Annotated in this window: 18 protein-coding genes; 11 read left to right on the forward strand and 7 right to left on the reverse strand. The window is 30.3% G+C overall.

Features of this window, described 5'->3' with window-relative positions:
* Positions 1-184 precede the first annotated feature (184 nt).
* The 11 genes from MHH96_RS23825 to MHH96_RS23875 all read left to right on the forward strand — a co-directional run bounded on the left by MHH96_RS23825 (position 185) and on the right by MHH96_RS23875 (position 7,365).
* Entirely contained in the window at positions 185-643 is a 459-nt protein-coding gene (locus tag MHH96_RS23825) for a hypothetical protein (RefSeq protein ID WP_047943197.1), read from the forward strand.
* Positions 644-1,059: 416 nt separating this feature from the next.
* Entirely contained in the window at positions 1,060-1,893 is an 834-nt protein-coding gene (locus tag MHH96_RS23830) for a site-specific integrase (RefSeq protein WP_144545550.1), read from the forward strand.
* Positions 1,894-2,064: 171 nt separating this feature from the next.
* Entirely contained in the window at positions 2,065-2,640 is a 576-nt protein-coding gene (locus MHH96_RS23835; protein ID WP_047943199.1) for a hypothetical protein, read from the forward strand.
* The gene (locus MHH96_RS23840; RefSeq protein ID WP_341118172.1) at positions 2,637-3,299 is read left to right on the forward strand and encodes a hypothetical protein; all 663 of its coding nucleotides are present in this window, start codon (positions 2,637-2,639) and stop codon (positions 3,297-3,299) included. Before MHH96_RS23835 ends, MHH96_RS23840 begins: the two co-directional genes overlap by 4 nt.
* Entirely contained in the window at positions 3,296-4,159 is an 864-nt protein-coding gene (locus tag MHH96_RS23845; RefSeq protein ID WP_341118174.1) for a hypothetical protein, read from the forward strand. The genes MHH96_RS23840 and MHH96_RS23845 overlap by 4 nt, the downstream gene beginning before the upstream one ends.
* 2 nt (positions 4,160-4,161) lie before the next feature.
* Positions 4,162-4,674 carry a hypothetical protein gene (locus tag MHH96_RS23850; protein ID WP_341118175.1) on the forward strand — a complete coding sequence of 171 codons (513 nt, stop codon included), beginning with the start codon at positions 4,162-4,164 and terminating at the stop codon, positions 4,672-4,674.
* A gap of 122 nt (positions 4,675-4,796) precedes the next feature.
* Positions 4,797-4,922 carry a hypothetical protein gene (locus MHH96_RS23855; RefSeq protein ID WP_341118176.1) on the forward strand — a complete coding sequence of 42 codons (126 nt, stop codon included), beginning with the start codon at positions 4,797-4,799 and terminating at the stop codon, positions 4,920-4,922.
* 117 nt (positions 4,923-5,039) lie between these two features.
* Positions 5,040-5,408, forward strand: a complete 369-nt coding sequence (locus MHH96_RS23860; RefSeq protein WP_341118177.1) for a hypothetical protein — start codon at positions 5,040-5,042, stop codon at positions 5,406-5,408.
* Between the two features lie 395 nt (positions 5,409-5,803).
* Positions 5,804-6,055: a hypothetical protein gene (locus MHH96_RS23865; RefSeq protein ID WP_341118178.1), complete on the forward strand. Its 252-nt coding sequence runs from the start codon at positions 5,804-5,806 to the stop codon at positions 6,053-6,055.
* A gap of 41 nt (positions 6,056-6,096) precedes the next feature.
* A complete protein-coding gene (locus MHH96_RS23870; protein WP_341118179.1) occupies positions 6,097-6,465 on the forward strand; it encodes a hypothetical protein in 369 nt (122 codons plus the stop codon).
* Positions 6,466-6,960: 495 nt separating this feature from the next.
* Entirely contained in the window at positions 6,961-7,365 is a 405-nt protein-coding gene (locus tag MHH96_RS23875; protein ID WP_341118180.1) for a hypothetical protein, read from the forward strand.
* A gap of 32 nt (positions 7,366-7,397) precedes the next feature.
* Here MHH96_RS23875 and MHH96_RS23880 read toward each other — a convergent pair whose 3' ends face one another.
* From MHH96_RS23880 to MHH96_RS23910, 7 genes are read right to left on the reverse strand one after another with little or no spacing between them, the layout of a single operon-like run.
* Positions 7,398-8,246, reverse strand: a complete 849-nt coding sequence (locus MHH96_RS23880; RefSeq protein ID WP_341118181.1) for a ThiF family adenylyltransferase — start codon at positions 8,244-8,246, stop codon at positions 7,398-7,400.
* Entirely contained in the window at positions 8,247-9,200 is a 954-nt protein-coding gene (locus tag MHH96_RS23885; RefSeq protein ID WP_341118182.1) for a hypothetical protein, read from the reverse strand.
* Positions 9,201-9,227: 27 nt separating this feature from the next.
* Positions 9,228-9,941 (reverse strand): hypothetical protein, encoded by a 714-nt coding sequence (locus tag MHH96_RS23890; protein ID WP_341118183.1) that lies wholly within the window; start codon positions 9,939-9,941, stop codon positions 9,228-9,230.
* Complete coding sequence (locus tag MHH96_RS23895; protein ID WP_144545537.1) at positions 9,919-10,470, reverse strand: hypothetical protein; 552 nt, start codon at positions 10,468-10,470, stop codon at positions 9,919-9,921. Before MHH96_RS23895 ends, MHH96_RS23890 begins: the two co-directional genes overlap by 23 nt.
* Before the next feature lie 14 nt (positions 10,471-10,484).
* Complete coding sequence (locus MHH96_RS23900) at positions 10,485-10,832, reverse strand: hypothetical protein (RefSeq protein ID WP_144545535.1); 348 nt, start codon at positions 10,830-10,832, stop codon at positions 10,485-10,487.
* Between the two features lie 51 nt (positions 10,833-10,883).
* On the reverse strand, positions 10,884-12,023 hold the full coding sequence (gene dnaN / locus MHH96_RS23905; RefSeq protein WP_016204957.1) for a DNA polymerase III subunit beta: 1,140 nt from the start codon (positions 12,021-12,023) through the stop codon (positions 10,884-10,886).
* 56 nt (positions 12,024-12,079) lie between these two features.
* Complete coding sequence (locus MHH96_RS23910; protein WP_016204956.1) at positions 12,080-13,063, reverse strand: Rad52/Rad22 family DNA repair protein; 984 nt, start codon at positions 13,061-13,063, stop codon at positions 12,080-12,082.
* Positions 13,064-13,122 lie beyond the last annotated feature (59 nt).

The following is a 13,122-nucleotide window of genomic DNA, read 5'->3' on the forward strand; positions in this document are numbered from 1 at the left end:
CTAAATTTTGGCGCGAGAACCGATAACCTTCTTTTTTAATTTTCATAAAATCATAGTAATATCTACTCATTTTACATTTTTTCCAAATAATTAACATTTTTCAAAAGGTATTTAATACCAAAAATAGAATAAGTACATTGTAACTAACAGTTATAAAAATATTTAAAAAGGAGTGTTCCCAAAAATGAAAATTAAGAAACTAGTTCTGAGTGCTACTGTAGCAATAGCTATTGTAGGTGGTTCTGCTATTCCAACTTTTGCGGCATCAGGAAATACTGAAAGCCAACTAACTTCAGCAAGTAACGAACTATCTACTCCATATGTGAATTTAACTGCATATGCTGCAGATTCATCAAGTGTTACTATAAGTCCGCCTGAATGGAAAGCGGTGTCAGGATCTGTGGTTGGTAAAGGTCAGTATGGTAAAATAAAGCTTTATTCTACTGGGGTTGCAGGTTTATGGGTGCAAGAAAAGATCGGAAATAACTGGGTAACTATGGGTGGATCTGCTGGTTTACAATTGTTCGAAGAGGGTGGCGAAGCTACGCAAGATTATTGGATGGAAAAAGGTAAGGAGTATAGGATCGAAATAATCTCAGGTACTGCGTCAAAAACAACTGGAACTATAAGAAATTCACTATAAAAATACACTCAATTGAATCAATTTCATACCAATTTCCCTTATTTTGTATCAAAAACCAAGAAGTCGTCTTGCTAAAGCAAAAGACGGTTTCTTGGTTTTTTTCAAGTCAAATTAAAAAGTCGATGCCGTATGGACTGACTTACTATAGGTGGTCCATTTTTATTTTGTCGGATACCCCTTAATGACATATTATCTTTTAACAATTACGTTAGAGTACATATATACTCTAAGCTTTTTAAAATAAATAACCAATACACATCATTAATGGGTATTTCCCTTTTAAAAACGTTAGATTAAAATGACATATTACTATCCATAATTTATACTAAAATATACTAAGGACTAAGTAAATAAAATTCTCGAAGTAGAGATTATAAGTTGAAATTACTATATAGTTTTTAAAAGGGGGATAGAAGATGAAGTATGATGGTTTTATTTCGTTTTTAGAAGAAAAGAATTATAGTGAAACTACTATAGCGAGTTATGAACTTGTTTTAAATCAATTCTTCTCATTCCTAAGACAACTCTATAAAAAGAAAATAGAATTATATGAAATCAAATCTAAAGATATAAGAGACTATCTTTCAACTCAGGGAGATAATCAGAAGGCAATCTCCACAATTAATAAAGAGTTGGCCATTTTAAAATCCTACTTTGACTATTTATGGGAAAGAAACAAAGTACCTATTGATCCAGCAGCAAAAATAAAAAGACTAAAGGTACAAAAACACCTGGATATTAGTTTGTTTTATGAAGATTTACTTAAGGTAAAGGAACTTGTAATAGCAAATACCAATTATTCAGCAAAGCGAAAAGCATTGTTTATACTTGCTATGGAAGGATTAAAAGCCTCCGAATTTAAGTTTAAAAAGGATGATGTTTCTATAATCGATGATAGAATTAAGATTAATCTTTCCAATAGAGTCATTACATTGGATAACATTGATGCAAGTATTTTTCTTGAGTTTTATTATAATAATTTACTAAACGAGTCAGAGTATCTATTCACTTATACGGATTCAGTAAATAATAGAATAATACCTATTACTTTTATGGGAATACACTATCACTTAAAAAATATACAAAAGGAGTATGATATTAATCAAAACCTGCAGTTAACAACTATTAGAAAAGCTCTGTGCTACTATTTATATATTAATAAAAAACTCGCAGTCCAACGTATAGCTTTGATTATGGGTATAGAAGAACAAACTGTATCTATATATTTAAGTAAGTTAACGAAGAGTTGAAAAGCATCTAAAACTTAATTAGAATCTAATATTATTAATAGGTTGAAATATAATAACTTTATAGGCTATAATACATTTAAATAAATCATTCAATGGGAAGAACCCAGAATAAACAGTTCTATAAAAGAGCTGTTTATTCTGGGTTCTTTTTTTAGGGAGAGAAGTTGATTAATGGAAAGGGAAAACAGCTTTATTAACAAAGTTATTACTGCGTCCCTCTTAAGTGAAGGAGAAAAAGAAATACAATCAAGTTCGCGAAAACTTAAAGTTCCATTTAATAAGAAAAAAATTCTTTATTTATCTAACTTATTAGCAGAATACAAATTAGAAAATAGCGTGTCAGTGCAATTCAAAAAAGGAGAATTCACTATTCATAGTAATGCTTTAGGATTCTTCCTAAGCAATTGGTACATTAAAGACCATAAGATATTTAGTTATCGTGTTGATCCATCATTAATTGATAAGGAAGCTATCATAATTGCTGCTATTTTGTTTGGGGAACGAAAACAGGATTATATTAGCATACACTCCAGCATTCACAAGGATCATCTTAAAACTTTGTGCTTATGTATAAATAAAAACATCAATGTCCCAGTTTCTTTCCATGGGGATCGAATTAGAATTTTTAATGTTAAACAGTTCTTTATGAATGTTTTTAGAAATTCTTCGACTATTCATACAGCGGAACTTGTTGATTTTCTTACAGAACAAGAGAAAAAAGAAATAAAGGAAGGGAGTTTTTTATGACATATAAACCATTTTACTCTTCACTTTTGATCTCAGGTTTTATCATACTCTCAGGTTGTAGTAATGATCCATTTGTTAAGGAAGCGAAAAAAATAAATGACACAAAGGATACACATGAAGAAACTGAAACTGATAGTAAATCCCAGGACTTAGAATCATTCTATAAGGATCAGGTACGGCCTTTAGATGAGGTTGTCGCTGAATTGGACGGTGAATCTGTCAAAATACTAGATAAGAAAGAAGTGGAAGTAAAATCTTCTTATGAAGATCCAGAGGAGTTTGCAAGGTATGCAGCCGATATCTTATACAAATTCCAATCTCTGCAAATTTCTTCTGAGGACTTCTATAACTTTATTTTAGACTATGGTAGTATTCAGACCGTTGAAGAATTACCACAAAAACAGGATGCCATAAATATTTTCAAATCAATACAAGATTCCTATTTACAAGCTAATGTCAAAGGGGAGTCTTATGATATTACAGTAGTAAACTTAGATAGATTTAAAAGACAGGGGTACTTTTATCGCAAAGTATTAAGTACAGAAGGAATTAATTATTTTATTACTTCTATTTATAAAGAAGATGGTGCTTGGAAATATATTACTGATGAGCCATCAGATCCTTTTTATGAAGAATCCCAAGGAGGAAAAGAAAAATGAAAACTTTAGAAGAAATTCAGCAAAAAACAGAGGAAATGTTGATGTTACACTATCAAACAAATGGAGAGTTTAACAAAGATTTTTTTCTTTTGAACCAATATGTGCGTATACACCTTGAACAATTTATGGACGCAGAGAAAATTAAGGAATATGAGAATCATCTATTTAAAGTATCAAAATCTCTTTTATTTAATGGATATTTTATTGGGATGGAAATATTAAACAATCTAGAAGAGATATTTAAAGATGCTGAAATATTTGAACAAAGTAATGCCAACCTTAAACAACAAACTTTTGATATGCTCCGTCAGGTCTTAGGTGAAAGTGTAGAGGATACATTAATTACAGAACCACATAGAAAATTAACTGCAAAACTAGTAATAGAATATGAAAATATTCTTCCTACTTTATTGAACTATGCATTTTATACAACCGTTTTGGGTGTACAACTTGCCTTTCAAGATGAACGGGATAGAAGAGAAATAAGTTTACCGAATCAAAATAAAGAGGGAGGAATATTAGCGAATATAGAAGATACACACTTCCTTTTTCCAGATGTATTTATTAATATTTCAGTTGTAAATAACAATGTAGAGGTATGGACCATTACCCAATCATTCTGGAATGGTTTCGACAAGATAGGGGACATTTTTGTCATTAAAAATTCTATAGGTGACCTCTATTTAAATGTAACGATGAAAAACACTTTACCTCTCGTTCAAAGAAACATGATATTTAACCGTATTGAAGGGATGATAAAAGAAAAAGCAAAAACAGGTAAATTGTTTAAAACTATGACCGTTGGAGAAGAGTTCTTTGATACAAGTGAAGAAAACTTTGATGAACTTTTGGAGGAATGAAAATGAAAAAATTCAAGAGATTTAGGCAGGAAATCTCCAGTGAAAGTAAACCTCGATCTACTCAATATAACCAAAAAGAACCAATCAATTGGATGGATCTTATTTTTAGCGAAATAAATAGAAATAAGGAAATAAAAGCAAAAATTCGTAAAAATTTAGAAACATTTTCAATTGAAGAACTAAGAGAAATGGCTTCATCAGTTTTACTAAATGGCTTGATGTTTTTTAGGTCAACATCAGAAATTAATAGTGAAAGTATGAATAAAGATTTCATTGATTTTCAGTTAGCTGTAAATTGGCATTTAGCAGATTCTCTTCACAATGTACCTGAAGCAATGTATGCAGAGAATAATTTAAGAGGAGACAAACCATCTTTAATATACTATCTTTCTGAGTACTTTAACTTCTTGCATGTATTCGAACAATTAGAAGACAAACCAAACTTTTACTACTATAGAAAATATTACACGAACTTCCAAATAAAAGAGGAATGGAAATTACTTTATGAAAATTAAAAAACTAAACTAGAAGAAAGGGAAAGAAAACTGGAGCTGTGAATGCAACTCACAAACGTAGTGAGATATTTAGAAAGCTTGTTTAAAATTTTTGGATTTTTATTTAGCTTGGAGGGATATTAATGGCTATTTTCGATCGTTTGGTTATTTCTGCTTTAATTGGAGCAGTTGTTGGGATATTGTGGGGGAGTGGGGCATTATTACTTTATTTAGTTTATTTTTTGTTTGATAAAATGTTTTATTTATAAGGCGTAGCTGAGGCCTGTTGGAAAATAAAAGAGGTAATCAATCAAGAATAATCTATTCCGAAAATTTCCAAAGAGTTTTATTAAATGCGCCTGTATATTAGTGAAAAGAGGAAATGAATGATGGATACTAGAAATTTCTTAACTCCATTCTTTTGGGTGGTAGGGATACTCTCGCTAATAACTATGTGCTTTTATTTTTATGAAGGATATAAGTTCGAATCAACTAGCGTTAAATATAAGGTCGAGTTAGCCAGTAAATTTGCTAATAAAAAAACAGTAATGGAACTTGATCCTGTAATGACAGCTGCAGGTGTACCAATCACAACATCAAAAGAAGAAATTAACTTATACTTTAAAATATTTGTTAATGAAAAGCCTTATGATATATTGGTGACAGAAAATGAATTTAATAGCTACAAAGAAGGAGACAAAATTGATATATTGATAGGTTCTGGAAAAGCAAAGTTGGATAATAGCAAAAAGTAAATCTTTATGTCCAGTAACAATACAGTTGATTAATTTTGACTCTTGAACCTGTATTATTACGTTGTAAGATTGACCATTACAAAATATATTAAGTCGTTTAAAAGTGTTAAACAGGAAACAAAAAATGTAATTAAGAAGTCTCTGTGTTTCTGAATGTAGAAGGATTTATTTAGAGACTATATAGAAAATAACAAATTTTATTATAAAAAGGAATGTATATCTATAACTGAACGATATATCTCAAGTATTAAAAATACCACAACTAGTTGTTGCTTTGTAAAAAAGTTTGATCAAAACCACCATTTTCTCCTCAATAACTTCATGGTTTTTATAAAAAAGGTTCATCAAAACGGAACGACTTTATTTTAAATCTACAATAGAAAGGACTGTAATTTATGACTGAACAATATATCGCAAGTATTAAAAATACTACAACTGGTTCATGGCTCAAATCCACAACTTCTTATAATAAAACAACTGGTTCGTGGTTTAAACCGAAAATCACTCATAGTTATATCCATACATTTATAAAGGAAGAACGCTTTATATTTAGAGACAAAAAAGAAGCTGAAAGTACACTGGAAACATTACAAGAAAATTATCCCGATACTTTCACTCTCGTTATCGAAACGACTGTAGTTTTATAAAAAAGTTTGATCATTTTCAAATAAGTAAAGGGGAGAAAGAAATGCTAAATGAAAAGGAAATAGAGGTAATAGAGTATATGGATTATCAAGTAATGAATAATGGAATAGACGGATGGCTTGGAAATCGAGGTTATGAAAAATTAAATGAATTCATTCGAATCTTAAATAAAAGAAATTCAGAGATAGATCAGAAAGTAGCTTCCATCTTTATTAAAGCCACTATTGCCGGATTAGGTATATATCAACATAAAGATACCTTAAGAATTCCTGAAATCAAAGAGATGTTTCTTGAATATCAAACCGAACTTCATCAGTGTGGAGAAAAGTATCAGCAAATTGCTAAAAGTTTTATGAAGAGTTATGGATTAGAGGATTACCTAACTACATTTACAAAAAATATTAAAAGTTAATACAATCGTATAATTTTAAATAAAGATTGATTAAAACCTTATCTTTAGGTGCTAAAAAAATGCATTTTTTATAAAAAAGTTTGATCAAAATAACGCTTGAACCTTGTTAAATTAATAATACACTTTCATTTTACCTGTAGTTTTGATCAATCTTTTTTCAAAACGATACAACTTTAATATAAATGATCAAACTTTATTTTAAATCAACACTAGTTCATAGATCAAATCCACGCCTTCTCATAATTAATACAATTAAAGTCATTCAAAAATTTGATAAAAAGGAATGGTGCGTATTTATACAGAATCAGCTTCTGGATAAGACTTTAGTCAGCCTGTTTTTAAAGAAATACGTGATAAAATACGATTTAGAAATATATTAGGGAATATAAGAGCAACAATAGAGGACAGGAATGGGAACAACTTAAAAAGGAATCGATTAGCCAAGACCATTTATAAAAAGAAATGATAAGATAAATTATTGGGGGGGAATAACAATTGGAATTTATAAAAAGACCATACAATAATATAAAAAAGATTAATCTTTTTGCGCTTTTTTGGTGTGTAATATTGGTTATAATCATACTATTAATCACCATACCTGCTTCAAAGTATATGGTTTTACAGGATGCTTTTAAGTTTTTATTTTCATTAGATTTTTATGAAGCTGAAAGTGTTGAGAAAATAAGTGATTCTACAACCATTACAACTACAAATTTAATGTTTGATTCAACCAAAATGTCAATATATAAAATATTGAACGCTGGAAAGATTGTCTTATGGGTTTTAACAGCTGGAATGTTGTTAAGATTTCTATTTAAACAACCAAAAAATAAGGTTCATAAAACTATTAATCGTGGAAATGATAAAACAGGTAGAAAAAAACCTATTCTTAAAAAGTAGCACAAACAAGTTCTATGTCTGTGCTATCTTTTTTATCCTAAAATCGGTTCACTCTTCATATAACCTCTTTTTGCATGATATAGAATCCGGTGAGTTGATAGACTTTTAGTTTCAAATATTTCATTCAGTACAGTAATTACAGATATAGCACTATAACGATTAGTTATTAATCTCTGAGGATTGGATGCAGCTAGTTCCTGACAACTTAATTGAGAAGGAGCTATTTCATCATTGTCCTCTAAAATATCTGGATATAACGTACCTATTGGTTCTGAAAGTATTTTCCAATCAGACTTGAAACCACAAACCATTTGTCCAGTGAAACCTGAATCTTTATATTCTTCCAATTCCTCTTTCGTCCAGGACTCAATTGGTCTATTTCTGTGATCCTTTGGTAAGATAACATTTTCATTGCCTACATCAAAATATAGTAGGGTCTGAGCGGTGTTAAAATACTCATGGAATATCTTTCTTGAATAGTTATTATCAACACAAGAAATAAGAATAGGGACTATTCTATAGTTATATGGAATTCTTTCATAATTGAGTTGGAACAATGTGTCTATTGTTTTAGTGTCTTCTACATAACCTCCAGTGTAAGTGGCTATGTCTAGTTGATAAGCAGCACGATACCTTTTAGCTAAGACATCTGCTTTATTTTTACCTACATCTTTTGCTAAGCATAGTTGGTTATTTCTATTTTTTTCTTCATAAATATCTGGTTCAGCAATTATTAACTTTGCCGATATCTCAAACATACTTAACATTTGGCACAATTGCTGAATAACAATTCCTCCAGTACCTCCTGCGCCTATAACTAGAATCTGATAATATACTTCACTTTGATAAGAGCGGCTTAAATCTATAGAAATAGGTTGCATCTATTCAACCTCCACTACAGTTAGATCATAGCCATTTACCTTTTGTTTAGTTGTCAATGTAAATTCAAATACTTTGCTACTATCTATAATAATATGTTCATTTAATTCTTTATTGAATGTACGAACTAGCACATCAGGGAATAATCCATTAATATTACCAATAATGGCATATAAAATAGGAGCACGCTGGTTGTCATCGTCTATTTTGGACGGTGTAGGACTTAAAATATGATGTGAATGTATTTCCATTACCTTTGAATACCTTCTCTCTATGAGTTTAAGAGCGGTCTCTTGTGCCTCTTCTGTAATAGTGACTAAATATCTGCTAACTCTTTGGGAAGGAATATCCATAAAAAATTCCTCAGTGTCATGATCAAAGTAAATATTAGCAAATACTTCAGTACCGTGATTATCTGAAAAGTACTTTGCAATATGGATAAAATCTAATAAGATTTGAAATGGAATCTTCTTTTTTTGATGTTTTAAAGAAGAGTCCTCGAAAGAGAACTCTTTATTATCCATGCTGCCATTTTTCTTTGCTTGCATAATAGGAATAACCACATCTTGTTTTTCTACATATACCAAGGTGGTATATTTAGGTACTAAGATTGGAAAGTCTTTTTCTAATTTCTTTCTAAGTTGTTCCTCACTAATAGGTTTATATTCAATTTCTCCATCCTCAGACGTTTTTTTAGATGGAAGTCCTCTTTCAATTTCGTCCTTGGAGAAATAATTAGTAACTGGATATTCATTCATCCCAAACCGAATAATGGTTTTACTTGTTAATTTAAAGTTATCTTTCTTATTTGTTGAACTCTTTGTAGAACTAGAATTAGTATCATTCTTTAGCTTTGGTTTATTTTCCTTTATATCATTCATTTTATTAAGGTCAACTTTTTTAGTCTCCACTTCAATATCAAATAGTGAAAAGATATCATCCTGTTTTATTGTCATTTTCAATTCCTCCATATTGTATTTTTATTATAGATTCTCTAAAATTTGAATTTTCGAATGTGGTAATAAGATTTCATCATCAAATTGTTTATTTTCATATTTTTTAAATAATGCTGCCACACTTAAATTAGTAGTTGTTTTTGCTCCATAATCTTCTCCAAAAGGTGCCTGCAAAAACAATAAATGCAAACTGTTTAATTGATAGATGTCATCTATTTCAGGAAAAGTATTTCCTCCCATGCAAACATGACCGTCTAAAGATACATGTGAAAAGGGGAAAAGAAATACTTCCGTATCTTTTGTCAAAAATTTGGAGCCTTTAACAGCAACAATGTTTTTCAATTTTACTTTTTTCTCCATTACTTCATATAAGAAGATTAGTCTTGGTAGTCCAACCTGTTTAAATAGTGTTTTTCCATACCGCATATCAAGTTGTTGTTTTGGTACCTCTATATATACTAGTTGATGCTTTGCTAATTCATTAATCCAAACATGTTTCACGCAATTTTTTGGAAGAATTGGAGTTTGAGAATCAATTATGTAATCCTCTATACTTTCTTGAAGAATACTAAAAAGATTAGGGAGGGTAATGTTATATAATCCCTCTACCATTCTTCCATTTAACTTAATCATTTGATCCAATGACTCTAAAGTATTATTGAAATCAGAAGTGATTTGTAACACTTCGACTTGTGCATTTAAGTGCTGTGGTTCATCACTAAGCCGAAAGATAATGTCCATTTTGCTGTTCCTCCAGTTTTTCGTAAATATTATTAGTCTCATCAGCCACCTCTATTAAAGCTGATAATAATTCATGATAAAATCCATCAAAAATGAATCCAATAATAATACCCAAAGACTCCTCTACAAATGCTTCACATTCTAAATCAATGTGATTCAAAGTTGACTTAATAAAGGCTATATACTCATCTTTTTGACTAGAAAGTAGTATTTTTTCCACTTTAAAGCTATTCAACACTATATACCATTCTGCTTTTGGGTTGAATACACTCTCGATTTGTTTAGCAAGTGAGATTTCTTCTGGATCATCCGTATAAACTGTTGCGTGTTTTGTATCAAAACCTAAATCATTCATACCTCGCATTAAAAAATCGTATCCAGGATTAGACATAAAACCTACTTCTACTCGATAGTTACCGTATCCACTTACATCCACTTTAGCGTCATGTAGAATCTTTAACATTAATAAGTTAGAAATTGAATAGTCGTAACTTGCTTTAGACTCTGCATCCATCAAAATTGATGTCATTTTCTTCACCTCTCCTAAATAAAATCATCCTCATAACAATATATTTTTTTGGTTTCTTGACTCCAACGGACAAAAAATTCTTGGGTTTGCATATAAGAGGACCACATATTGTTTTTTATATTGTCATAGTCTTCTTCAGAAAAATCATCCGTATATTCATCCGATGGTAAATAATAGAATTCATTGAAGGCAAGAATTGCTTCATCATAGGTAAATGAATTGAAATTAATACTTTCTGTTGCAGAATGGTTAATAACTATATCCATAAAGTAGGCCATTCCTGCTTCCGATGAATTTGGTTTAACAATAATAGTATTTTTATTTTTAATTTCCTGTGAGAGTTTCCTCATATTTATTTTCATAAATCCTCCAATAGAAAAAGAAGAAAGGAGAGCCTTTCTTCTTACATTTTGTTATTTATTTCTCACCGGAAGAATCAATTGTATTTCCTCATGAGAAGAATCACATGGTGTTAATAAAAATGGACGCATAGAACCTTGGTATTTAAAGGACACATACTCTGATTCCATTGCTTTTAATGTATCGATCATATAATTATTATTAAAGGCAATATCAAAATTATCTTCACCTTCTAAACTTTCATAATCGATTTCAATTTTTCCGCTTCCAGTTTGCGCTTGATATGTTGATAAAGTCGCAACTCCATTTACATGGAGTTTAACGATTCCTTTAGTCTCATTATCTGCTGCATTAGTCAAACCATTAATCATTTCAAAGCCTTCCAAAAATTCTTTTCTGCTTATTTTCATTTCAGCAAGATGCTCTTTTGGAATTAAGCGGCTTACATCTGGATAAGTTCCTTCTAATAGACGGCAATAAAAAGTGAGATTATTATTTTGTAAAATAAGCATTCGATCATTTTCACAAAACACAGTAACTTTCTCACTTAAATCAAAGGACTTCAAACTTTCCAATATTGATTTTGCTGGGATAATAATCTTCCTGGACTCCTTATGAGATTCTGTGACGTCAATAACGCCTAAACGGTGAGAATCCGTACAGACAAGTCGTAGCTTATCTTCTGTAATTTCAAAACAAATTCCTTGTAGAACTGGTCTAGCATCAGAACTTGAAGCTGCATACCCTGTTTTTTTGATAAATGAATTAAATTCGGTTCCTTTAATAGACAGAGTTGGCTCTATACCATCAAATCTAGGTAATTTAGGATACTCTTCTGCCTTAAAAACTGATAGTTTAAATTCACTCTTTTTTTTCTTCCCATGTTTTATTACTAATTGCGTATCATCTAACGAAATGCTTAATTCGGTTTTAACTTTCTTAGCAATTTCATATAACTGATAGGGAACAACTACCTTACCTTCTTTATTAATAAGTATTGACTCATCTTCGAATAAAACTGGTAATTCATAACGAATAGTAGTGTTTAAATCAGATCCAATAACGATTATCTTATCTGACTTAACTTCTAAATAAAAACCTTGTAGTATTGGATTTGATGTTTTAGTTTTTACTAATTTCTCTACTTTTGATAGGACCTCTAATAAACTTTCTTTATTAATAATAAATTCCATGTAATTTCCTCCTAAAAAAGGTTAAAAAAATAACACAAAAATATTTTTGTGTTTGTTTACGCTGTTTGATGTTCAAACATATTATTTTTTATATCACCTTCAATAAATCCATTGATTTCTTTAATGTCTTCTCTGTTCAAACGTAGTAAACAAGAATGAAGATTATCGATCCTCTCTTGTGGTTTTAAAATCCTCACATAATTTAATACATTCTCAACTGGTATTTTATAATGAATACTCATTTTAACTAAGTCACTTACGGGTTTTAAGGTTTCATAGTATTTAATTAACTCTTTGTCAGTAGCCTTTTCCTTAATATCTTTTATTTCAACACAATCAGATTTAGTATCAGAATTTATATGATGAAATAACTCCATTGCTGCTCTTGGTTTAAGCTTGATTTTATTTATAAATTCGGTGATAGAAATAAAATAAGAATTCCTATTGAAGGTGTTATTTCCAGTCTTCTTATCAATTTCTCTTTTTTTATTGTTATTATCGCTAGTACTAGTTGTTTCAATGTTTTTTCCTTGTTTTTGCTCATCAGGTGGTAAAGCCCAATCAGGTAAACACGGTGGTTCATAATAACCCACTACTTTGTTTTTTTTATCATTCAAGTAGATAGAATTATTACTTTTAGTTTCAGAAACTTGAACATATATCGGCTCTAATTTGTATAAATAACGCCCAATACCAAACTGTACAGCAGCTCGCTTCATCGCATTCGATAAACCACCCTTAAAGGCTTCAAAATTAGAAGGTTCAGAACCATCCGATTTGGTAATCCATTGGCCATTAATATAACAACTAAGTTCACAAATTATACCACCGGAGAATTCTACGTATGAGTTTTTCCAGCCGCCAATACCAAATACTTCATCTAGTCTATTTTGAATAGCTCTGTTATTCACGTAAGCTACTACAAAAGCATAAGCTCCGTTGTTACCTTTGTTACTTGTTTGAACTTTCCATTCTATATCATTTTGTGAGAATGGTTGTCTTAATTTGTTAAGAATTTCTTCTGTAGATTGCGTCGTCATTTTTTTCTCTCCCTTTCTTAGAATAATTTATAACTCTTTTACATCGATAAACATAAAAA

This window comes from Niallia sp. FSL K6-0212 (assembly GCF_038007605.1).
Taxonomy (GTDB): Bacteria; Bacillota; Bacilli; order Bacillales; family Cytobacillaceae; genus Niallia; species Niallia circulans.